Here is a 21,531-nt window from a genome sequence, read left to right on the forward strand (position 1 = left end):
ATGCGTATGTCGGGGCCGACTGTAGATCCGCCACGCGGTGGTGGCGTTGATCTGGATCAAAGCGCGCCGGTCAGGGCAGGGCAGGCTCGCGCGGGCGCAGCGGGCTGGCCACGGTGGTGCAGCTGACCCGGTTGCGGCCGCCAGCCTTGGCCAGGTACAGCTGGCGATCGGCCTCGGAGATCAGCCGGTGCAGCGCATCACGCTGCGGGCGCAGGCAGCACAGGCCGATGCTGACCGTCATGCGAAGCGTCGCGGTGCCAATGTCCACTTCCAGTGCGGCGATGCGCTGGCGCAGCTCCTCGAAGTACTGCAGTGCCTCGTCCTGTTCCATGTCCGGCACCAGCAGGCAGAACTCCTCGCCACCGAAGCGTGCGATCAGGTCCTGGCTGCGTGCATGCGCGGCCACCGCACCGGCCACCGCACGCAGCGCATCGTCGCCGGCTTCGTGGCCATGGGTATCGTTGATGTGCTTGAAGTGGTCGATGTCGATCATCGCCACCGCCGCGCACTGGCCATGCAGCTGCAGCTGCGGCAGCTGGCGCTGGCTCTGTTCCAGGAAGCAGCGGCGGTTGGGCAGGCCGGTAAGGAAGTCTCGGGTGGCCAGATCCTGCAGGGTGCCGATCAGTTCCAGCTGGTCCACGTTCTGCGAGACCCGGCAGAAGAATTCCTCGCGCGAGAATGGCTTGCGCAGGAAGTCGTTGGCACCGTTCTTCAGGAAGCGCGGGATCAGCGAAGTGTCGGTGTTGCCGGAGATACCGATCACCGCCACCTTGTCGCGCGAGCGCAGGGTGCGCAGGCGGCGGGTGAATTCCACGCCCTGCATGCCCGGCATTTCCTGGTCGACCACCGCCAGGCGGATCGCCGGATGCGCCTCGATCGCGGCCAGGCCCTCGTTGCCATCGGCCGCTTCGTGCACCTCATGGCCGTACATGCGCAGCAGGGCGGCGGCATAGCCGCGCGCGGACGGGGAATCGTCCACCACCAGCGCCGCGATGCGGCGGTTGCGTTCCAGCCGTTGCACCAGCCACACCAGGTAGTCGATGCTGCCGGGGGTGTTCTTCAGTACGTAGTCGATGATCTGCTGCTGCAGCACGCGCTTGCGCAGGTCTTCGTCGTAGACGCTGCTGACCACCACGGTGGGCAGACCGCGCTTGAGGAAGAACTCGACCACTGCATCGCGGTCGCCGTCGGCCAGCACCAACCCGGTCAGCACCAGGAACCAGCCGCCATCCTCGCTCAGCAGGCGATCGGCCTCGGCCAGGGTGGAGGCGATCACCACCGGCAGTTCCAGGCGTTGCTCGATGGCTTCGCGCAGCATGCCGGTAAAGGCACGGGAATTTTCGACCAGCAGGATCCGCTGTGGCAACGGATCGGCCAGGTCGCCATCGACGGCGGCCTGCGGCAGGACGGGCATGATGCGGTGGCTCACGAGGGAGGGCTCGGCACGGATAGCGGCGGTTTCGGGTGTAACTTTAGCGGCGAACGTTGCGCGCCGGGCCAGATCCCGTGTCAGGCCGCCGCTGGCGAGGCGTGGGTGATCGATTCATGCAGGACCAGTCGCAGGCGGTTGCTCCGGCAGTGGACCGTTCCGCCGTAGGCAAGCATCCGTCCGGCCAGACGCTCGACGGCCTGTTGGGTGGTGCGTGTCGACAGCGTGCAGTCACGGTCGAGCAGGCTCACTACGGCAACGATGCCGCGACGTCCGCCCGCGCGGCCACTTCGGGCGCGCACGCAGACCTGCCCGGTCTCCAGCTCCAGCAGCAGCGACACCGCCTCGATCAGGGAGCGGTAAATGGCCAGTTGCAGATCCACGGTCAGCAGGCAGGGGTTGCCCGCCAGCCTGGGCGGAATGACGCGGTGCGTGTTGTTCCAGATTTCGCATGCACCACCGGCTTGCAGGGCGATGTACAGCCCCACCTGCTCCAGTCCGGTGGGATAGACCAGGCTGGCCTGTTCACGGAACAGCCGTGAGTGCACGGATGAAGCGTGTTGCAGGCTGTTCGCCACTGCATGATGGCCCTGAGCCTTCAGCCAGCTGACCATTTCAACGAGCGAGCTGTCCATGCCGTCGCTCAGATGCTTCAGGTGGACGGCCCGTTCACGCAGCTCCCGCTCGCTGGTCTGGTGGGAACTGCGTGCCAGGCGCAGCGTCGTTTCTTCGGCCAGGCCGCGGGACCGGGCGCGCTGATGGTGGTAGCTGATGCTGGACCCGAGCGCGAGCAGCGCGACACTCATCACCGCCATGTTCTGCTGGGTGGAAAACGTGCCCAGATCGAACGAGGCCGGTAGGCCGGTGCTGGGAGTGGCGAAATGAAGTGGAAGGTTCAACAGTGGAATCGCGATGGCGGCGCCACGCCATCCATGCATGAAGGTCAGAGCGATGGCGGGGAGTGCCGCCAGCAGCACAAGGTGGGTACGGGTCGAATGGGCATCCGTCGAAATCAGCTGCATGCACAGCCCCAGCCCCAGCATCAGGGCGATGGCCGCGAGGGATGGAGCGAGCAACGTCTTCTGCCATGGAGAAGCGGAGCGCCGCCGGGCCCACAGAAGGGCCAGGGGGGCCATGGTAATGATCGCGGCAAAATGACCAAATACGACTCTTTCGGCAGCATCCAGCAGGGTGTCCGGGGGAGGAACTGGCCACAGCAGGCGAGAAAGGCTCAGGTTGAGGCCGGTAACGGCAACCGCTGCCGAGATTGAAAGGGACAGCAGCCAGAATCCGGTGGCTGCCTCGGATATGGCTTTTCTCAGATGGAGGTGAACTACCAGCATCGCCATCGGCATCAGCAGCGTGGACGCCAGGATGACCCATTCCAGACCGTACTCGTCGATCGTAGGGATGCGCAGATATGCGAAGTAGCCCAATTCTCCCAGCAGTACATAAGGCCATCGGCGTTGTGGAACGATCAAAAGCGCTGCCACGCGGATACCGGCGGGAAGGAAAAACTGGTCCAGGGAAAACTGTCGGGCGGAAACGCAGGCAATAGCGTACGCGGCAGCCAAGAGAAGCCCGGCCGGGTGCACTGGAATGCCGGCTAGTGCCATGTTCTTCACGGCGCTCCATCTCGGATGGGCTGGTACGCGAGCAACGCTCACATTCCCTCGGGGCGGTAACGGTCCAGCGGCGAAAGTAGCGGTACTTCGCGGGGTGTGCAACGGTATTGGCAGAAACTCCGCCGTTGTCCGTATCCACGTAGGGCGAGTGATGCGAACGGCGGGGTTGTGAGCGGCGCAAATATGCTGACAGGGAAGCGTGTCCTGAGATTGTTCACGTCGCCAGGGGGGCACTCAGGGGATATTGCACTATCTGCCAAGGCCGCGCCTGTGTTGCCTTGATGTTGTCCACATTTCAATCATGGAGATGCCTGTGAGATTTTCCCGGTTGTCGAAGTTGAGCGCCGCTGCTGCGCTGCTGGTCGTTCCTGCGCTGTCGTTTGCCTGCTGTCCGGGCGGAGGGCAGGGTGTACCACTGGCAACGGCTGGGTTGGGTGAGAGCCAGCCTGCGGCGCTTGATCTGAGTTCAGATCCCGCATGGCTTGTCTACGCATTCGAGCGGGATGGAGTGTCGTACTACCAGGTCAATGATCTGACCGGCCAGGTCAATCTGATCGTTGCCAACATCGAATCGACGTTCTGGGCATTGCCGGCCGGCAAGACCGTAGCTCGCGTGTCGTTGCCGTCCAAGCCTTTGGCGATACCGAAGAATGCTCGCCGCAGCGTTGTCTTCCGCGGGCCTGATTTTTCTCTGGTCGTCTATGGAGAGGGGCGTGGGGCAGTCTGGTCCGTCGAGCGCGAGGTCAGTAACAAATGAGGGGCTGAGTACAGGTGGCCTGCCTGTGGCTTGCTTCGCAGAGGGAGGAAACACCTCTGCGGGGGCGAGCCACAGGCGTCGCCTGGGCTATCGATCGTCCGCCTGCGATCACTGGCGCGCGGGCGTCTCGCAAATGTCGTTTCGCTTGTATGGAAGTGTTCCGCGCTCGGCCTCGCCTGCAGTGTCCAGCAACACCATGGTGATGCGGTGGCCCCGGCATTGCACGCGTCCGGAATAGGCGTGCACGCGTGCAGAGAGTCGATCAATGGCGCTTTCCATGGTTCGCGAGGCGAGTGTGCGATGTCGGTCCAGCAGCGCGACCCTCAGCACGATACCGTGCATGCCTCTATAGCGACCACAGCGAGCACTGATCTGGATCTGGCCGGATTCGTCCTTCAGGAAAAGGGATACCGCTTCGGCAAAGGTGCGATACGCGGCAAGCTGCAGGCCCATGCTCAGCTGGCATGGATCCCCGCCAAGTATCGGACGGACGATGCGATGGCTGGCGTTCCAGGTTTCGCTGAGTCCCCCGGCACGCAAGGCGACATAGAGGCCTGCATGCTCGAGCTCCGTGGGATAGACCATACTGGTCAGTTCACGGAATCGTCGTGAGCGTTGCGAGAAGGTGCGGAGCAGATCAGACGCAGGAACTTCATGGCCATCGGCCTTGAGTTGTTGCACGGTCTCTCCCAGAGCCTCTTCGATGTCATCTGCAATCTGGCGCAGGCCCAGCGCGCGTTCGCGCAGGTCCTGCTCGTTGGCAAGATGCGCCGAGCGCGAGAGTGCATTGACCCGCGATGCTGACATCGCTACAGGTGTGCGCTGATTGTAATGATGGGTGATGCGCGGTCCCAGCGCGATAAGCGCTGTACTAGTGATGGCAATGATCTGCTGGGTGAAGAAAGTGGTCTCGTCGAATGACCCGGGCAGACCCGTGGTTGGCATGGTCTGGCTGAGGATGATGTTCATCAGCGGAACACCCACAGCGGCTCCTCGCCAACCGTGCATGCAAGTCAGTGCGATGACTGGCAGCACCAGCAACAACTGCAGCGTTGCTCGTGCCGAGTGATCCTCCGTGCTGACTTGGAGCAGCAGGGCGCCCAGCATGCCCAGCGAAGTGAGGGCTGCGATGGTCGGTCGGCGTCGCCAGGTCGTCCAGTCATAGCCGCTGTGTCGGCGTATCCAGAGCAGCGCCAGGGGCGCGACCGTAAGGATTGCAATGTAGTCGCTGAGCACGTAGAGCATCGCGTTCGTGTAGAACGGCATGCTCGGTGGAACTGGCCACAGCATGTGAATCAGACCGAGCTTGAGAGCAGTGGCCATCAGCGCAGCGGATGCCGCGATCGAAAGCAACCAGCTTTCGGTGGTGGAAGCAATCAGCTTGTGATGAAGATGAACGATCAGCGCCACTGCAGGTATGAGGCATGCGGATCCGAAAATGACCCAGGCCATTCCGTAATCTTCAATCATCGGATAGCGCATGTGGGCGAAGTAGGCATACTCGCCAAGGACCAGATAGGCCCACATTCGCTTCGGGGTCAGCAAGAGCGCCGCAACACGGATTCCAGCCGGAAGGAAGAACTGATCGACGGAAAGGTGCCAGGTGGTCCAGCACGCGACAGCGTAAAGTACCGCCAGCGCAAGGCCTGCCGGGCGGATACGGAAACTCAGCTCAAACCCATTTCTCAGCCACTTCAAACGCAAGCCTCCCCTGCTCGTCGAACACTATCGCTGTCCAGTCGATACATGACGCACTCCCTTCAGCGCGACAGTATCGATAGATTCAGATGGGCGCAATCTCACCCTTCCATCCGTGATGCGGACATACGAAAAGGAGACTTGGAGAATGTCACGACAACGTTGTGATATTCATCGCATTTTTCGCCGGGCTACCAAGAGTGGGGGGCTGTCCCGGGCGGCTGCAGACTGGCAGGTACACCGGTTCCCCAGATCGAGGCCTCTTCGCCCTGTGATGCATCGGCTGCTTCTACCAGCATCAACCTGATTCTCCTACGGCCACAATGCAGTGCACCACGATAGGCGGTTATTCGAGCAGATAATTGGGACGTTGCAAGATCGAGGGTTGCCGTTGACAGCGTCTGATGCGGATCCATCGCCGCAACCACAACGAGGATGCCGCGGTGACCGGCACGTTGCCCGCAGCGGGCCCGGACCATGAGCTGGCCTTTCTCGCTGCCCAGGAGGATCGAAACCGCTTCGACGATCGAGCGATAGGCTGCCAGCTGCAAACCGGGGCTGAGCTGACACGGGTCACCCATCAACCTGGGTTGCCCGATTCGATGCGTGGCATTCCACGCCTCACGCACTCCACCCGCCTGCAAGGCCACGTACAAGCCCAGCCGTTCCAGGGCGGCGGGATAGATCATGCTGGCCTGGGCCCGGAACAGGCGTGAATGCACCTCCGAGGTATGCCGCAGGCTGTCTGCGACAGCGTGATGGCCCTGCGCATGCAGCCAGTTCACCATTTCGTTCAGCGACAGGTCCATGCCATCGCCCAGCTGGCGCAGATGGGCCGCGCGCTCACGCAGGTCCATCTCGCTGGCCAGATGTGAATTCCGCGCAAGCTGCAGGGCCGCTCTGCCATCTTCCTCGCGCAACCGGTGCTGGCTCTGGAAGTGGGTGATGCGCGCGCCCAGCAGCAGGAGGGCGATGCTGGCGATCGCCATGGCCTGCTGGGTAGCGAAGGTAGCCGGGTCGAATGCCGTCGGATGGTCGGCGGGAGTGCTGAGGCCAAGAATCATGTTGACGGCGGCGACACCGATGGCCGCACCGCGCCATCCCAGCAGGCATGTCAGGGCGATTGCGGGAATAGGCAGGATCAACAACAACTGCAGCGAGCCAGGGGCGGTGATCGAGGCAGGTACCGGCGTCGCCTGCAGGCCAATGACCAGCATGGCTCCGAGGGCTCCGACGGTGGCCGCAACAGACCGGACCGTCCATTGTTCCTCGGCGCGGCGGATCCACAGCAGTGCCAGAGGCGCCAGGATCAGGATGCCGGTGAAGTCGCCCAGCGCATAGCGCAGCAGGTTGGTGACAAATGACGCGTTTTGCAACGGTTCCCAGAGCAGGTACGAGATTCCCAGGTTGAGCAGGCTGATGACCGTCGCGGCGCATACCGCAATGGAGATCACGCCGACGATCGTGGTACGTGCCAGCAGCTTGCGGTGCAAGCGCACGATCAGCATCACGGCAGGCATCAGGAACACCGAGGCGAGGATCACCCAGGTCAGGTTGTACTTGCTGATCAGGGGAATGCGCAGATGCGCGAAGTAGGCGTATTCACCGATCAGCAGGTAGGGCCAAAGACGGGGCGGGCACAACAGCAATGCGGCCACCCGCACGCCAGCAGGCAGGAAGAACTGGTCCAGTGACAGCTTGCGTGCGCCCCAGCAGGCGAGGGCATAGAGCAGCGCCAGCGCCAGCCCCTCGGGGCTGACCCGTATCCTCACCTGCAGGCCGTCCTTCCACCACTGCATCCACGTGCTCCCCAGCTCCTGCGCCGATTATGTGGCTGGGAAGGGCCCCGCTACCACAACGCATCCCGCAGCTTGTACCACGACATCGCTGCCACCAGCAGCGGCATCCGCAGCAGCCGCCCACCAGGGAAGGGCGCATGGCGCAGGCGCTGGAACACGTCCAGGCGCTCGCTCTGACCGGCGATGGCAGCGGCAATCACCTCGCCGGCCAGCCCGGCGGCGGCCACCCCATGGCCGGAGAACCCCTGCGCGAAGTACAGGTTGCCATCCAGCCGGCCCCAGTGCGGGGCGCGGTTGCGGGTAATGTCCACATAGCCGCCCCAGACCTGGTCCAGCGCCACGTCAGCCAACTGCGGAAACACCTCATGCATGCGCCGCTGCATCACCCCGCGCAGACCGGGCGGCGGCAGCGCCGAATAGCTGGCGCGGCCGCCGAACAGCAGCCGGTGGTCGTGGCTGAGGCGGAAGTAGTCCAGTGCCCAGGCGGTGTCGGCCACGGCCATGTTGTTGCCGATCAGGGCACGTGCACGCTCGGCGCCGAGCGGCTCGCTGGCGCCGATATAGGTGCCGACCGGCATGATGCACCGCTCCAGCTCGGGCAGCAGGCCCTGCAGCCACGCGTTGCCGGCGACCACCAGGTGTGCGGCGCGCACGCTGCCCTGTGCGGTGTGCAGGGCAGGCTGCGGTCCGCGCTGCACGCGGGTTACCGCCGAATGCTCGTGGATCACCACGCCGGCCGCGCGCGCCGCATCGGCCAGCCCACGCGCATAGGCCAGTGGATGCAGGTGCGCGCTGAGTGGGTCGAACATCGCGGCGCGGTAGCGCGGGCTGTCCAGCTGCGCGCGCAGGGCATCGCGGTCCCACCACTGCATGGGGTAGTCGTAGTGGCGTTGCAGGTGCTCGCAGTTGGCCAGCAGGTCACGCTCATGGCGTTCGCGGATGGCGACGCTGGCATGGCCTTCCACCCAATGGCAGTCGATGCCATGGCGGTCGATGCGCGTACGCATGGCCTGCACCGCATCGCGTGACCAGTCGAACAGGTGGCGCGCATCATCACGGCCGAGCTGGCGCTCCAGCTCGTCCACCTCGCAGCCATAGCCGACCAGCGCCTGGCCGCCGTTGCGGCCGGACGCGCCCCAGCCGATCCGCTGCGCTTCCAGCAGCACCACGCGCTGGCCACGGGCGGCCAGTTCCAGCGCGGCGGTCAGGCCGGTGTAGCCGGCGCCGAGCACCGCCGCATCGGCCTGCACATCCCCCTGCAAAGGGGGCAGCGCGGCCGGCTCGGGGAGACTGGCGGCGTACCAGCTGGGCGGGAAGGCGGCGCTCACTGCAGGCCTCGCGGGTGCAGGGCAGGAGGACGGAGCGGGGCAGGTCGATCAGCGTTCACCAACCTAGTTTCGCCGATGCGTGACGGCTGTGGTGTGACGGCACCGACTTGCCGCCTTCGCCGGGCGACGGGTAACGTGGCGGCACGCCAAGGAGTTTTCCCATGCGCCGCCTGCCCTGGGTGGGCCTGCCCACCGACAGCACCGTGCTCGGCCATCACCGATTCGCGATGGCCGGCGAGAAGTACGTGCGCGCGCTGGCCGAGGCTGCCGAAGTGACCCCGGTTGTATTGCCGAGCCTGCAGCCTCCTTTGCCGGCTGGCGAATGGCTGCAGGGGCTCGATGGCCTGCTGTTGACCGGCGCGGTCAGCAACATCGAACCGCAGCACTATGAGGGCGGCCGCAGCTGGCCGGGCAATCCGCATGACCCGGCCCGTGATGCCAATGCGTTCGCGCTGCTGCGCGAGGCGCTGGCGTTGGACCTGCCGGTGCTGGCGATCTGTCGCGGCTTCCAGGAACTGAACGTCGCGCTGGGTGGCAGCCTGCATCCGCAGGTGCATGCGGTGCCTGGCCTGGCCGACCATCGCGAAGACCCGCAGGCGCCGGTGGAAGTGCAGTATGGGCCGGCCCATGCGGTGACCCTGGCCGCCGATGGCTGGCTGGCGCAGTGGCACGGCAGTGGCCGCGCGCAGGTCAATTCGGTGCACGGGCAGGGTATCGCCCGCCTGGCGCAGGGGCTGCAGGTGGAGGCCGTGGCCGACGATGGGCTGGTCGAAGCGGCACGCAGCCTGCACCATCGTTTCGTGCTCGGCGTACAGTGGCACCCGGAGTGGCGTGTCATGCAGGCGCCGTTCTATCACGCTATTTTCCGTGCGTTCGGCCAAGCTTGCCGGCAGCACCAACAGAACCGACTGGATTCCCGATGAGTTCCCGAACGCGCCCGCGCAAGACGGCCACGCCCCCCGCACCGCAGGAAAGCACGCTGCTGCGCTGGCTGAAGGAGCGGCGCATCACCGAGGTGGAATGCCTGGTGCCGGACATCACCGGCAACGCGCGCGGCAAGATCATTCCCGCCGACAAGTTCTCGCATGACTACGGTACGCGGCTGCCCGAAGGCATCTTCGCCACCACCGTCACCGGCGAGTTTCCCGATGACTACTACGAGCTGACCTCGCCGTCGGACTCGGACATGATGCTGCGCCCCGACCCGGATACGGTGCGGATGGTGCCGTGGGCGGCCGACGCCACCGCGCAGGTCATCCACGATTGCTACACCAAGAACGGCGAGCCGCATGAGCTGGCACCGCGCAACGTGCTGCGCCGCGTGCTGGCGGCCTATGCCGAACTGGGCCTGCGCCCGGTGGTGGCGCCGGAGCTGGAGTTCTTCCTGGTGCAGAAGAACACCGACCCGGACTTCCCGCTGCTGCCACCGGCCGGCCGTTCCGGGCGCCCGGAAACCGCGCGGCAGTCGTACTCCATCGATGCGGTCAACGAGTTCGACCCGATCCTCGACCTGATGTACGACTACGCCGATGCGATGAAGCTGGACGTGGACACCCTGATCCATGAATCCGGCGCGGCGCAGCTGGAAGTCAACTTCACCCATGCCGATGCGATGGACCTGGCCGACCAGGTGTTCCTGTTCAAGCGCACCATGCGCGAGGCGGCGATGCGCCACGGGGTGTATGCCACGTTCCTGGCCAAACCGATGGAAAACGAGCCGGGTAGTGCCATGCACATCCACCAGAGCCTGGTGCGGGTGAGCGACGGCAGCAACGTGTTCGCCGGCGAGACCGATGCCGAAGGCGAGTTCAGCCCGGTGTTCGGCCACTACCTGGGCGGCCTGCAGAAGTACGTGCCGCAGGCGATGGCCTTCTTCGCGCCGAACGTGAATTCCTACCGCCGGCTGGTGTTCGGCGAGGTCTCGCCGAGCAACGTGCACTGGGGTTATGACAACCGCACCTGCGGGCTGCGCGTGCCGCTGGACACGCCGGAAAACATGCGCGTGGAAAGCCGTTTCGCCGGTTCCGATGCCAACCCGTACCTGGCGATGGCCGCGACACTGGCCTGCGGCCTGCTCGGCATCCGTGAGCGGCTGGCACCGGATGCACCGGTGACCGGCAGTGCCAAGGAACTGGGCTACAACCTGCCGCGCTCGCTGGGCGAAGCACTGGACGGCCTGGAGCAGTGCAGCGAGCTGCAGGCCCTGCTGGGCGAGCGCTTCTGCCGCGCCTACATCTCGGTCAAGCGCAAGGAATACGAGACCTTTTTCCGCGTCATCAGCTCGTGGGAGCGCGAGTTCCTGCTGCTGAACGTCTGAGCACCTGGAATAGAAAAATCCGCCGCCGGGGGGTAGGCTGGCACCCGTCGCCGGCCCCGCCGGCCCCCCTTTCCGCATTCTGGAGCACCCGATGAAGCTGCGTATCCTCACGCTCGGCCTGGCCTCCGCCATGCTTGCCGCCTGCAGCGGTGGCAACGGCGGCGCGCAGGACAGCCAGGTCCTGAACGTCTACAACTACAGCGATTACATCGCCGAGGACACCATCCCGACCTTCGAGAAGGAGAGCGGCATCAAGGTGACCTACGATGTGTTCGACAGCGACGAGATGGTCGAGACCAAGCTGCTGGCCGGCAACAGCGGCTACGACGTGGTGGTGCCGACCCTGAACTTCTTCGGCCGCCAGATCCAGGCCGGCGTGTTCCTGCCGCTGGACAAGAGCAAGATCCCGAACCTGGCCAACCTCGATCCGGCGGTGATGAAGCGCATCGCCACCCAGGACCCGGGCAACCAGTACGGCGTGCCGTACATGATCGGCACCACCGGCATCGGCTACAACGTGGACATGCTGAAGCAGCGCTTCGGCGGCAGCGCCGACATCGCCAACAGCTGGGACCTGGTGTTCAAGCCGGAGAACATCAGCAAGATGAAGGACTGCGGCGTGACCATCCTGGACACGCCGGCGGACATGATCCCGATCGCACTGCATTACCTGGGCCTGGACCCGCACAGTGGCGACCCGGCCGAGCTGCAGAAGGCCGCCGACCTGCTGAAGTCGATCCGCCCGTACGTGCAGAACTTCCACTCCTCGCAGTACGTGGGTTCGCTGGCCAACGGCGGTACCTGCCTGGTAGTCGGCTGGTCGGGTGACATCATCCAGGCCCGCGACCGTGCCGAGGAAGCCAGCAATGGCGTGCACGTGGCCTATTCGATCCCGAAGGAAGGCGCCCCGCAGTGGTTCGACATGCTGGCGATCCCGAAGGATGCCAAGCATCCGGAAGCCGCGTACGCGTTCATCAACTACCTGCTGCAGCCGAAGGTTGCCGCGGCCAACACCAACTTCATCCACTACGCCAACCCGGTGCCGACCGCGACCCCGCTGGTGGATGAGGCGATCCGTACCGACCCGACCATCTACCCGCCGGCCGACGTGGCCGACAAGATGTTCACGTACTCGATCAACACGCCGGAGACCGACAAGCTCTACACCCGGCTGTGGACCGAAGTGAAGACCGGCCGTTAAGCCGGTCTGGCGCCGCCGGGCCATGCCCGGCGGATTGCTTCATCCTTGGCCGGGCGCGGTACCGCCGCCCTGGCCAAGGTGCCGCAGGATCGCTGGCAACAGGTCGCGTGCATCGCGACCGCCGTTGCACAGGAACGATGAACTCATCCGCTGCAGGTTGTGCATGCCGATGAAGAACAGCCCCGGATGCGGTGAAACGCCGAACTCGCCGAGCGGATAGCCATGCGCGTCCAGCACGCCCTGCACATCGAGCCAGGGCCATTCGGCGACGAAGCCGGTGGCCAGCACCACCGAACGGATGCCTTCCGTCTGCAGATCCAGTTCACGCGGGGCGGCGTCCGGCTCCCAATGCAGGTAGACCTCGTCGGGAATGTAGCGGGCATCGTCGGTGCGTGGCTCGGGGCGCGTGGCGTAGTACGCGCTGGCCAGCGAATCGAGATAGGCATATTCGGTCCGTGTCGCCTCGATCGCGGTGCGCAGCTGCGGGCGCACATCGGCGAAGCGGGCGACGTTTCCATCGAAGCCCTGCAACCGGCCCAGCAACCTGATGCCTGCGCGGTGCATCGCCAGCAGGCTGATCGAGCTGCCCAGGCCGGCACGCCCCTTGCCGGAAATCAGCGGGAACTCCGCGGTGCGGGCCTTGCGCAGCGCATCCGGTTCTCCGGCCAGGACGGCGGCCGCTTCACTCACATGCTGGTGGATACGCCCGGCCATGTCCCACCAGGTCATCGAGTCCTTGCCGCGCAGCCGGCGGGTATGCGAATGCCGCTGGGCCAGTGACCAGTACACGCTGCGACCGCTGTCGCGCAGGTCCTGGGCGATCTGCGCGCCGGACTGGCCGCCACCGATGACCAGCACGGCGCCATCGGGCAGCTGGCGGGGGCTGCGGTAGTCGCCGGAGTGCAGCACCGTCAGACCCGGTGCGGGCGCGAAGGGGACCCGGGGCATCCGCGCGCGGCGGTACTCACCGGTAGCGACTACCACCGCGCGGGCGTGGATCTGCCCCTGGCTGCTGTCGATGGCATAGCCTCCGGGCCCAGGTGCGACCCGGTGTACCCCGCATCCCTCGCTGATCGGCAACGAGCGTTCGTCGGCATAGTCGCGCAGCCGCCGGATCACCTCCGGGGCCCCCATGAAACCTTCCGGGTCGTCACCCGCATAGGCATGGCCGTGCAGGGCCATCGTCGCGTTGGCGGTGTTGGTCTGGAACGAATCCCAGCGCCGCTGCCAGCTGGCGCCCACGGTTTCGGCCTCCAGCACGCGATGCTCGACGCCGGCTTCCTGCAGGAGCGCGCTGAGGGACAGCCCGGCCTGGCCGGCGCCGATGATGACCAGCGGCAGCGTTGCAGGCAGGGAGCCCGGCAGGCGGGGCGGGAAAGGGGAGGGGCTGTCCGGGGAAGTCACCAGGGTGGGTCCATGCAAGGGCTTGATCCGGGCCATTGCGCGGGGAATGCCCCGGGCCTTCAACAGATCCGGTTCTGAAAAACGTTGCAGATCGGGCCGTCGCCGGTGCTGTCTGGCCGGGACGGCGGCATGGACGACCGGGCAGCCGCGGCCTTGGAGCGGACAGGCCACTCTGGCGGGGGAAAACCGACACCCCTCGAGGCCCCGGAGCCGGCCAGCGGCCGCTTCCGCCTGCCGCCGTCATATCCCCTGCGGCCCCCGGCCGTTAGAATGGCGGCCGCTGTCCACCGCCCGCTCCCGGAGCCCCCATGCCCGTTGAAGCCCAGCCGGTAGCCACCGTCGTCGACACGACCGGTGCGCCCGGCTATCTCTCCATTCGTGACCTGCGCAAGGAATTCGACGGTTTCGTCGCCGTTGACGACGTCAATCTGGACGTGCGCAAGGGCGAGATCTTTGCCCTGCTCGGTGGCTCCGGCAGTGGCAAATCGACCCTGCTTCGCTGCCTGGGTGGCTTCGAGACGCCCACCAAGGGCAGCATCACCCTCGATGGCCAGCGCCTGGACGCGCTGCCGCCGTACCAGCGGCCGGTCAACATGATGTTCCAGTCCTATGCCCTGTTCCCGCACATGACGGTCGAGCAGAACATTGCCTTCGGCCTGAAGCAGGATGGCCTGGGCAAGGACGCGATCAACAAGCGCGTCGGCGAGATGCTGGACCTGGTGCAGATGGGCCACCTCGGCAAGCGAAAGCCACACCAGCTGTCCGGCGGCCAGCAGCAGCGCGTGGCGCTGGCGCGGTCGCTGGCCAAGGGGCCGAAGCTGCTGCTGCTGGACGAGCCGATGGGCGCGCTGGACAAGAAGCTGCGCTCGCAGATGCAGCTGGAACTGGTCAGCATCATCGAGTCGTCGGGCGTGACCTGCGTGATGGTCACCCACGACCAGGAAGAAGCGATGACCATGGCCACCCGCATCGCGGTGATGGATGCCGGCTGGATCCAGCAGGTCGGCAAGCCGGATGAGGTCTACGAGCAGCCGGCCAACCGCTTCGTCGCCGAGTTCATCGGTTCGGTCAACCTGTTCGACGGGGTGATCGACGAGGACCTGCCGGAGTACGTGACCGTACGCTCGCCGCTGTTCCCGGCGCCGATCTACATCGCCCATGGCATCACCGGCTATGAAGGGCAGCCGGTCGCGTTCGCGCTGCGCCCGGAGAAGGTGATGATCGGCAAGGACGAGCCGGAAGGGCACACCAACAAGGCACAGGGCGTGATCGAGGACATCGCCTACTTCGGCAGCCACTCGGTCTACCACGTGCGCCTGCCCAGCGGCGCCAAGGTGCTGGCCAACTTCGCCAACTCGCAGCGCTGGGCCAGCGACGGCCTGACCTGGGGTGACAGCGTGTGGGTGCACTGGCGCGACAACGACGGCGTGGTGCTGACCTCATGAGCGTCGCCGGCCTGAAGCGCTGGCTGCCGGGGCTGCGTGCCACGGTGATCGGCATTCCGTACCTGTGGCTGCTGCTGTTCTTCGCAGTGCCGTTCCTGATCGTGCTGATGATCAGCTTCTCGCTCAGCCGGGTCGGCTCGCCGCCGTACACCTGGCTGCTGCAGTACGCCGACGGCGGCTTCTCGCTGAAGCTGAACCTGGAGAACTACCTGGCGCTGTTCCGCGATTCGATCTATGCGCAGGCGTTCCTGAGCTCGATCAAGATCGCGGCGATCTCGACCTTCCTGACCCTGCTGATCGGCTACCCGATGGCCTATGCCATCGCCCGCCTGTCGCCGGCCGCGCGCAACGTGGCGATGATGCTGGTGGTGCTGCCATCGTGGACCTCGTTCCTGATCCGCGTGTATGCATGGAAGGCGATCCTGGACCGCAACGGCCTGCTCGACCAGTTCCTGCAGTTCACCGGCCTGCAGACGCTGATGACGTCGATGGGGCTGCCGAAACTGCAGCTGATCGACACCCCGACCGCTGCCTATATCGGCATCGTCTACTGCTATCTGCCGTTCATGGTGCTGCCGCTGTACGCCAACCTGGTCAAGCATGACCACCGCCTGCTGGAAGCCGCCTACGACCTTGGTGCCAAGCCGTGGCAGGCGTTCCTGCGCATCACCCTGCCGTTGTCCAAGGCCGGCATCATCGCCGGTTGCATGCTGGTGATGATTCCGGCCATTGGTGAATTCGTGATCCCGGAAATGCTGGGTGGCTCGGAGACGCTGATGGTGGGCCGCCAGCTGTGGAACGAGTTCTTCAACAACCGCAACTGGCCGGGCGCCTCGGCGATGGCGGTGGCGATGATCCTGTTGCTGCTGGTGCCGATCCTGCTGTTCAACCGTTCCCAGCAGCGCCTGCTGGAAGGGAAGCAGGCATGAGCCCGCGTACCGCCAAGGGCCTGGGGCTGGGCGTGCTGCTGCTCGGCTTCGCCTTCCTGTACCTGCCGATCCTGCTGTTGATGTTCTATTCGTTCAACAGCTCGCGGCTGGCGATGGTCTGGGCCGGGTTCTCCACCCGTGCCTACAGCGACCTGTTCGCCGACCGCGCGCTGATGGATGCGATGTGGACCAGCCTGGTGGTGGCGTTCTGGACTGCCTGCACGGCCACCGTGCTGGGCACGCTGGCGGCGATGGTCATGACCCGCTTCAAGCGCTTCCGCGGCAAGCCGCTGTTCGGCGCGCTGGTCACCGCGCCGCTGGTGATGCCGGATGTGATCCTGGGCTTCTCGTTGATGGCGCTGCTGGCCTCGATGGGCGCGATTCCCGGCTTCCCGGCGCGCGGCCTGACCACCATCTGGATCGCCCACGTCACCTTCACCCTGTGCTTCGTCACCGTGGTGGTGTCCTCGCGGCTGCAGGAAATGGACCTGTCGCTGGAAGAGGCGGCGATGGACCTGGGCGCAAGCCGGTTGACTGTGTTCGGTCGTATCACCCTGCCGATCATCGCACCGGCGCTGGTGGCGGGCTGGCTGCTGGCGTTCACCCTGTCGCTGGATGACGTGGTGGTGGCCAGCTTCGTGGCCACGCCGGGCTCGACCACGCTGCCGATGAAGGTGTTCGCCTCGGTGCGCATGGGCATCAGCCCGAAGATCAACGCGCTGGCCACGCTGCTGGTGTCGGCGGTCTCGATCGCCGCGGTGATCGGCTGGTACATCAATGCCCGCGCCGAGAAGCGACGCCAGCGCGACCTGCAGCTGGCGCGGCAGGAAAACGGCTGAGCACACGGCCTGTCGACAGTGCCGGCAACATCCGGCTCACGGGCAACCGCGCACAATGGGGATCTTCCAGATGGAGATCCCCCATGACCGTCGAGATCGTCGACCCGGCCACCGGCCTGGTGACCTACCGCCATGAACTGATGGGTGCTGCCGACATCGAGCAGCGCCTGCAGGCCGCTGCCGATGCCTTCCCCGGCTGGGCTGATCACTCGTTGCAGGATCGCGGTGCCATCCTGCGCCGGATCGCCGCGCAACTACGCACGCGCCGTGACGATCTGCAGCAGGCGATGACCCATGAGATGGGCAAGCTCAAGGCCGAAGCGCTGGCCGAGGTCGACAAGTGCGCGGCCGCCTGCGAGTACTACGCCGACCATGCTGCCGACTACCTGAAGCCGCAGCTGATCGATACCGAAGCACAGCGCAGCTATGTGCGCTACGAGCCGATCGGCTGTGTGTTCGCGGTGATGCCGTGGAATTTCCCGATCTGGCAGGTGTTCCGTTTCCTCGCGCCGGCGTTCATGGCAGGCAACGTGGCCCTGCTCAAGCACGCCAGCAACGTGCCGCAGTGCGCCGACCTGATCCTGGCGGTGTGCCGTGACGGTGGCCTGCCCGACGGCGTGTTCGATGTGTTGCATATCGACAACGAGCAGGCCGCCGAGGTGCTGCGCGACACACGGGTGAAAGCGGTGACACTGACCGGCAGCGAGCGGGCAGGGCGCTCGATCGCTTCCAATGCCGGCAGCCAGCTGAAGAAATCGGTGATGGAACTGGGCGGCAGCGATGCCTTCGTGGTGCTCGACGATGCCGACCTCGACAAGACCGTGGCGGCGGCGGTGAAGTCGCGCTTCGACAACAGCGGGCAGACCTGCATCGCGGCCAAGCGCTTCATCGTGGTCGATGCGGTGGCCGATGAGTTCACCCGGCGCTTCGTTGAAGCCGCGGGTGAGCGTCAGTACGGCGATCCCAATGAACGTGGCACCACGCTGGCGCCGATGGCGCGTGCGGACCTGCGCGATGAGCTGCACAAACAGGTGCAGGGCAGCGTGGCCAAGGGCGCGCGGGTACTGCTGGGTGGTGAGCCGATTGCGGGTACACATGCCGGCTATCCGGCCACCGTGCTCGATCAGGTCGGCCCGGGCATGCCGGCCTACGACGAGGAGCTGTTCGGGCCGGTGGCTGCGGTGATCCGTGTCGCTGACGAGGCCGAGGCACTGCGCGTGGCCAACGACACCCGCTTCGGCCTGGGCGGCAGCGTGTGGACGCGTGATCCGGTGCGAGGCGAGGCCTTTGCACAGCGCATGGAATGCGGCGCCGCGTTCGTCAACGCCATCGTCAAGAGCGACGCGCGGCTGCCGTTCGGTGGCAGCAAGCAGTCCGGCTTCGGTCGGGAGCTGGCCGACCACGGCATCCATGAGTTCATGAACATCAAGACCGTCTACGTGGCTTGATTCCGAACGGTAGTGCCGGCCGCTGGCCGGCATTGCCTGGTTGCCGGCCAGCGGCCGGCACTACCCAAAGCGGGCTACAACCACTTCGCGCGCTTGAACAACCGGTACAACCCCACGCATACACCGCCTACACCGATGATCATCATCGGGTACGACCACGGTTCGCTCAGCTCGGGCATGTGGCTGAAGTTCATGCCGTACCAGCTGGTGATCAGCGTCGGCGCAGCCAGCAGCGCGGCCCATGCACCCAGCCGCTTGACCGTCTCGCCCTGCGCCAGCGTCACCAGCGACAGGTTCACGCTCAGCGCGGTGCCGAGCATCTCGCGCAGCGTGTCGATCACATCGCTGATGCGTACCGCGTGGTCGTGCACGTCGCGGATGTACAGCTTCACTTCGTCGGGGATCAGCTCGCCCTGGTAGCGGCGCAGCTGCGCCAGCACATCCTGCAGCGGCGCCACCGCCATCCGCATCTTGTTCAGTTCGCGCTTGAGCTCGTACAGCCGCACCACCGTGCTGCGCTTGTAGTTGTCGGCGAAGATGTCCTTTTCCAGCAGGTCCAGGGTGTCGCGGAAGCGGTGCACGATGGGCAGGTAGTTGTCGACCACGAAGTCGGTCACCGCGTACAGGCAGTACGACGGGCCCATCTTCAGCAGCTGCGGCTCGCGCTCCACCCGTGCACGTACCGGCGCGTACGACAGCGACGCGCCGTGGCGCACCGTCACCAGGAAGCGCGGGCCGAGGAAGGCGTGGGTTTCGCCGTACTGTATGCGTTCGTCGACCATCTGTGCGGTGGTCACCACCACGAACAGCGAATTGCCGTAGGTCTCGACCTTGGGACGCTGGTGCGCGTTGCGCGCGTCCTCGATGGCCAGGTCGTGCAGGCAGAATTCTTCCTGCAGTTTCAGCAGCACATCGTCGTTGGGGTCGTACAGACCGACCCAGACGAAGCCGTTGCCACTGGCAATGACATCGCTGATGGCATCCAGGCTGATGTCGTGGCGTTTGCCCTCGTCATCGTAGTGGACGCAGTTGATGACGCAGGCGGGGTTGGCCGAAGCAGGGGCGGAAGCGGAGGCGGGCAGTGACATGCCCGCCATCGTGCGTCAGTGCCGTGTTTCGGACAAGTGAGGAGCGCGCCCCAGCACCCACGCCAGCGCGACGTGGACGGGCAGCAGCAGCACGATCCACTGCACGTTGTACTGTGCCTGCAGGCTCAGCCAGTGCAGCACCAGCGCGGCCACTGCCTGTACCGCCAGCAGCCACAGCACGATCCTGAACATGCGGCCTGGCACGCGCCGGCGCAGCAGGCTGATCGCACCCGGCAGCAGCAGCACGGCCAACGGCGAAAGCAGCAGCAGGTTGCGGTTGGCCCAGGCGGCGTAGTGGGTGCTGAAGCCCCACAGGAACACCAGCAAGCTGCCGGCGATGGTACACAGCAGCCAGAACGGCAGCGCCAGCCCGGCCAGCAGGCGCGGGCGGCTGCGCAGCGCCAGTACGCCGGCGGCGATCACCAGGCCACACAGCAGCCACGGCCACCAGCGGCGCGCGAACTCCTTCGGCTCCGGATCGATGCGGTGCGGCAGCAGCTCCTGTTCGGACTGCACCAGCGGCCGACCATCGCTGTTGCGTGCTTGGCGCAGTGCGTCGGCCAGGCGCATCGGCACGAAGGCTTCCTGCCAGCGCGACAGCGGCTGGTCGGCGAACGGGCCGAGGCCGACGTCGAAGCCGAGCCACATCCACGGTGCCGGCGAGGCCAGCCGCACCGATTCACTGCGGTAGGTATTGCCGCGCGAGCGCCCCGACAGCTGCGACTGCAGGCCGCCGCCCAGTGCCTTGTCCACCGTGTCGCGCACCATCGTGGCGCAGTTGGCGGTGTAGTAGTCGTAGTGGTAGCGCGCGTTCTCCGGCTTGGCCCGCTCGGCCAGGTCGGCGGCCAGTGCACGTGCCTGGTCCGGGCGCAGGTCCAGCCACTGCACGCTGGCGCCACGGCCGGTCTCGTCGTAGTACGACAGGTCCTGCTGCAGCGGCAGCGCCACCAGGTAATACATCATGTCGCCGCGCACGAAGCGGCTGATGAAATCATCCTCGGACGGATCGAAGTAGCCGAAGTTGTACGAGGTCGCTTCGCCGCTGACCGGATCGATCACGACGATGGCGTCGTGGCCGAAACGCTCGAAGAACACCGTGCCCGGCTGCATGGTCACCACCCCGATGCGCGGGGCGGGGACCTCGGCGCTGGCGGCAGGCGCAGCAGGCGTGGGTTTGGCTGCCGCCGGCTGCGCGAAGGCAGCCAGCGGCAGGACCGAGGCCAGCACGCACAGTGCCAGCCACAGCGTCAGGCGCAGTGCCAGGAGGGGGCCACCGCGCTTCAAGCGTCGTCCTGCGCGTCCGGCGGCAGCACGGTCACGTGGAAGGCCTGGACCCGGCGCGCATCGGCGCGGGCCACGCGGAACATGAAGCGGTCCAGCGCCAGCTCGTCACCGACTTCCGGCAGGTGGCCCACGGCCTCGGTGACCAGGCCGCCGATGGTGTCGTAGTCCTCGTCGGAGAAGGTGGCACCGAAGCGTTCGTTGAAGTCGCCGATCGGGGTCAGCGCGTCGACCACGTACTGGCCGTCGGACTGGATGGCGATCTGCGCGGACGGATCCTCGGCCTCGTCATGCTCGTCGTCGATCTCGCCGACGATCTGTTCCAGCACGTCCTCGATGGTGACCAGGCCGGCGACACCGCCGTACTCGTCGACCACGATGGCCATGTGGTTGCGTGACAGGCGGAATTCCTTGAGAAGCACGTTGAGCTTCTTCGCCTCCGGGATCAGCACCGCCGGGCGCAGCAGTTCGCGCACGTTGGCCGGGCCGTTGTCGGCGACCACGCCGCGCAGCAGGTCCTTGGCCAGCAGGATGCCAAGGATGTCGTCCTTGTTCTCGCCGTGCACCGGGAAGCGCGAATGGCCGGATTCGACCACCTGCTTCATCAGTTCCAGGAAGGGCGCTTCGACCGGCAGCGAGACCATCTGCGAGCGTGAGATCATCACGTCGCCCACGGTCAGCTCGGCCACCGAAATGGCGCCTTCCATCATCTTCAGGGTATCGGCGGCGATCAGACCCTCTTCCTGCGCGGTGTGCAGGACAGCGACCAGCTCGTCGCGGGTGTGGGGTTCGCCGGAGAAGGCGGAGGTCAGGCGTTCAAGCCAGCCGCGCTTCTTTTCACTGGGCTCCGCAGGGGAGCTACTACTGTCGTCTTCTGACATCTCTGGAAAAAAGGCACCCGGCAGGCCGGGCGTTGGCCCAAGTCTAGCAGGATGTGACGGCC

Annotated in this window: 17 protein-coding genes; 8 read left to right on the top strand and 9 right to left on the bottom strand. The window is 65.8% G+C overall.

Annotation, left to right across the window (positions count from 1 at the left end):
- Window positions 1-70: 70 nt before the first annotated feature.
- Together D5301_RS22260 and D5301_RS22265 are read right to left on the bottom strand one after the other, a co-directional pair.
- Window positions 71-1,414, bottom strand: coding sequence for a diguanylate cyclase (locus tag D5301_RS22260; protein ID WP_153856921.1), 1,344 nt, complete (start codon window positions 1,412-1,414; stop codon window positions 71-73).
- A gap of 95 nt (window positions 1,415-1,509) precedes the next feature.
- Window positions 1,510-3,045, bottom strand: coding sequence for an MASE1 domain-containing protein (locus tag D5301_RS22265; protein ID WP_153856956.1), 1,536 nt, complete (start codon window positions 3,043-3,045; stop codon window positions 1,510-1,512).
- Window positions 3,046-3,391: 346 nt separating this feature from the next.
- Here D5301_RS22265 and D5301_RS22270 point away from each other — a divergent pair, with 346 nt between their 5' ends.
- Window positions 3,392-3,811 (top strand): hypothetical protein, encoded by a 420-nt coding sequence (locus tag D5301_RS22270; protein ID WP_228756488.1) that lies wholly within the window; start codon window positions 3,392-3,394, stop codon window positions 3,809-3,811.
- Window positions 3,812-3,919: 108 nt separating this feature from the next.
- Here D5301_RS22270 and D5301_RS22275 read toward each other — a convergent pair whose 3' ends face one another.
- From D5301_RS22275 to D5301_RS22285, 3 genes are all read right to left on the bottom strand, one after another.
- Window positions 3,920-5,509, bottom strand: a complete 1,590-nt coding sequence (locus D5301_RS22275; RefSeq protein ID WP_121504083.1) for an MASE1 domain-containing protein — start codon at window positions 5,507-5,509, stop codon at window positions 3,920-3,922.
- Window positions 5,510-5,700: 191 nt separating this feature from the next.
- Window positions 5,701-7,308: an MASE1 domain-containing protein gene (locus tag D5301_RS22280; protein ID WP_153856923.1), complete on the bottom strand. Its 1,608-nt coding sequence runs from the start codon at window positions 7,306-7,308 to the stop codon at window positions 5,701-5,703.
- Window positions 7,309-7,358: 50 nt separating this feature from the next.
- The gene (locus D5301_RS22285; protein WP_153856957.1) at window positions 7,359-8,579 is read right to left on the bottom strand and encodes an FAD-binding oxidoreductase; all 1,221 of its coding nucleotides are present in this window, start codon (window positions 8,577-8,579) and stop codon (window positions 7,359-7,361) included.
- A 218-nt stretch (window positions 8,580-8,797) separates the two neighbouring features.
- On the opposite strand from D5301_RS22285, the gene D5301_RS22290 reads away from it, so the two are divergent.
- The 3 genes from D5301_RS22290 to D5301_RS22300 all read left to right on the top strand — a co-directional run bounded on the left by D5301_RS22290 (window position 8,798) and on the right by D5301_RS22300 (window position 12,154).
- Window positions 8,798-9,559, top strand: a complete 762-nt coding sequence (locus tag D5301_RS22290; RefSeq protein WP_153856924.1) for a gamma-glutamyl-gamma-aminobutyrate hydrolase family protein — start codon at window positions 8,798-8,800, stop codon at window positions 9,557-9,559.
- Entirely contained in the window at window positions 9,556-10,953 is a 1,398-nt protein-coding gene (locus D5301_RS22295) for a glutamine synthetase family protein (protein WP_153856925.1), read from the top strand. The genes D5301_RS22290 and D5301_RS22295 overlap by 4 nt, the downstream gene beginning before the upstream one ends.
- Window positions 10,954-11,044: 91 nt before the next feature.
- Window positions 11,045-12,154, top strand: coding sequence for a polyamine ABC transporter substrate-binding protein (locus D5301_RS22300; protein WP_153856926.1), 1,110 nt, complete (start codon window positions 11,045-11,047; stop codon window positions 12,152-12,154).
- Window positions 12,155-12,193: 39 nt separating this feature from the next.
- Here the strand turns inward: D5301_RS22300 and D5301_RS22305 are convergent, their stop codons facing one another.
- Complete coding sequence (locus tag D5301_RS22305; RefSeq protein ID WP_153856927.1) at window positions 12,194-13,594, bottom strand: NAD(P)-binding domain-containing protein; 1,401 nt, start codon at window positions 13,592-13,594, stop codon at window positions 12,194-12,196.
- A 272-nt stretch (window positions 13,595-13,866) separates the two neighbouring features.
- On the opposite strand from D5301_RS22305, the gene potA reads away from it, so the two are divergent.
- From potA to D5301_RS22325, 4 genes are all read left to right on the top strand, one after another.
- The gene (potA, locus tag D5301_RS22310) at window positions 13,867-15,003 is read left to right on the top strand and encodes a polyamine ABC transporter ATP-binding protein (protein ID WP_110711760.1); all 1,137 of its coding nucleotides are present in this window, start codon (window positions 13,867-13,869) and stop codon (window positions 15,001-15,003) included.
- Window positions 15,000-15,932: an ABC transporter permease subunit gene (locus tag D5301_RS22315; RefSeq protein WP_049399899.1), complete on the top strand. Its 933-nt coding sequence runs from the start codon at window positions 15,000-15,002 to the stop codon at window positions 15,930-15,932. Before potA ends, D5301_RS22315 begins: the two co-directional genes overlap by 4 nt.
- Window positions 15,929-16,771: an ABC transporter permease subunit gene (locus tag D5301_RS22320; RefSeq protein WP_049446123.1), complete on the top strand. Its 843-nt coding sequence runs from the start codon at window positions 15,929-15,931 to the stop codon at window positions 16,769-16,771. The genes D5301_RS22315 and D5301_RS22320 overlap by 4 nt, the downstream gene beginning before the upstream one ends.
- An 83-nt stretch (window positions 16,772-16,854) precedes the next feature.
- Complete coding sequence (locus D5301_RS22325) at window positions 16,855-18,219, top strand: NAD-dependent succinate-semialdehyde dehydrogenase (RefSeq protein ID WP_153856928.1); 1,365 nt, start codon at window positions 16,855-16,857, stop codon at window positions 18,217-18,219.
- A gap of 74 nt (window positions 18,220-18,293) precedes the next feature.
- On the opposite strand, the gene D5301_RS22330 is transcribed toward D5301_RS22325, so the two are convergent.
- The 3 genes from D5301_RS22330 to D5301_RS22340 are packed head-to-tail and all read right to left on the bottom strand — an operon-like array spanning window position 18,294 to window position 21,469.
- Entirely contained in the window at window positions 18,294-19,316 is a 1,023-nt protein-coding gene (locus D5301_RS22330) for a magnesium and cobalt transport protein CorA (RefSeq protein WP_153856929.1), read from the bottom strand.
- 6 nt (window positions 19,317-19,322) lie between these two features.
- Entirely contained in the window at window positions 19,323-20,591 is a 1,269-nt protein-coding gene (locus D5301_RS22335) for a DUF4105 domain-containing protein (RefSeq protein ID WP_153856930.1), read from the bottom strand.
- Complete coding sequence (locus D5301_RS22340) at window positions 20,588-21,469, bottom strand: transporter associated domain-containing protein (RefSeq protein ID WP_057495802.1); 882 nt, start codon at window positions 21,467-21,469, stop codon at window positions 20,588-20,590. The genes D5301_RS22335 and D5301_RS22340 overlap by 4 nt, the downstream gene beginning before the upstream one ends.
- Window positions 21,470-21,531: the final 62 nt, after the last annotated feature.

The organism is Stenotrophomonas sp. MH181796 (assembly GCF_009659995.1).
Taxonomy (GTDB): Bacteria; Pseudomonadota; Gammaproteobacteria; order Xanthomonadales; family Xanthomonadaceae; genus Stenotrophomonas; species Stenotrophomonas riyadhensis.

Coding starts and splice junctions, on each gene's coding strand:
- D5301_RS22300 (WP_153856926.1), top strand. CDS start 11,045: ATGAAGCTGCGTATCCTCACGCTCGGCCTGGCCTCCGCCATGCTTGCC.
- D5301_RS22290 (WP_153856924.1), top strand. CDS start 8,798: ATGCGCCGCCTGCCCTGGGTGGGCCTGCCCACCGACAGCACCGTGCTC.
- D5301_RS22280 (WP_153856923.1), bottom strand. CDS start 7,308: ATGCAGTGGTGGAAGGACGGCCTGCAGGTGAGGATACGGGTCAGCCCC.
- D5301_RS22305 (WP_153856927.1), bottom strand. CDS start 13,594: ATGGCCCGGATCAAGCCCTTGCATGGACCCACCCTGGTGACTTCCCCG.
- D5301_RS22320 (WP_049446123.1), top strand. CDS start 15,929: ATGAGCCCGCGTACCGCCAAGGGCCTGGGGCTGGGCGTGCTGCTGCTC.
- D5301_RS22330 (WP_153856929.1), bottom strand. CDS start 19,316: ATGGCGGGCATGTCACTGCCCGCCTCCGCTTCCGCCCCTGCTTCGGCC.
- D5301_RS22260 (WP_153856921.1), bottom strand. CDS start 1,414: ATGCCCGTCCTGCCGCAGGCCGCCGTCGATGGCGACCTGGCCGATCCG.
- D5301_RS22315 (WP_049399899.1), top strand. CDS start 15,000: ATGAGCGTCGCCGGCCTGAAGCGCTGGCTGCCGGGGCTGCGTGCCACG.
- D5301_RS22325 (WP_153856928.1), top strand. CDS start 16,855: ATGACCGTCGAGATCGTCGACCCGGCCACCGGCCTGGTGACCTACCGC.
- potA (WP_110711760.1), top strand. CDS start 13,867: ATGCCCGTTGAAGCCCAGCCGGTAGCCACCGTCGTCGACACGACCGGT.
- D5301_RS22340 (WP_057495802.1), bottom strand. CDS start 21,469: ATGTCAGAAGACGACAGTAGTAGCTCCCCTGCGGAGCCCAGTGAAAAG.
- D5301_RS22265 (WP_153856956.1), bottom strand. CDS start 3,045: ATGGCACTAGCCGGCATTCCAGTGCACCCGGCCGGGCTTCTCTTGGCT.
- D5301_RS22295 (WP_153856925.1), top strand. CDS start 9,556: ATGAGTTCCCGAACGCGCCCGCGCAAGACGGCCACGCCCCCCGCACCG.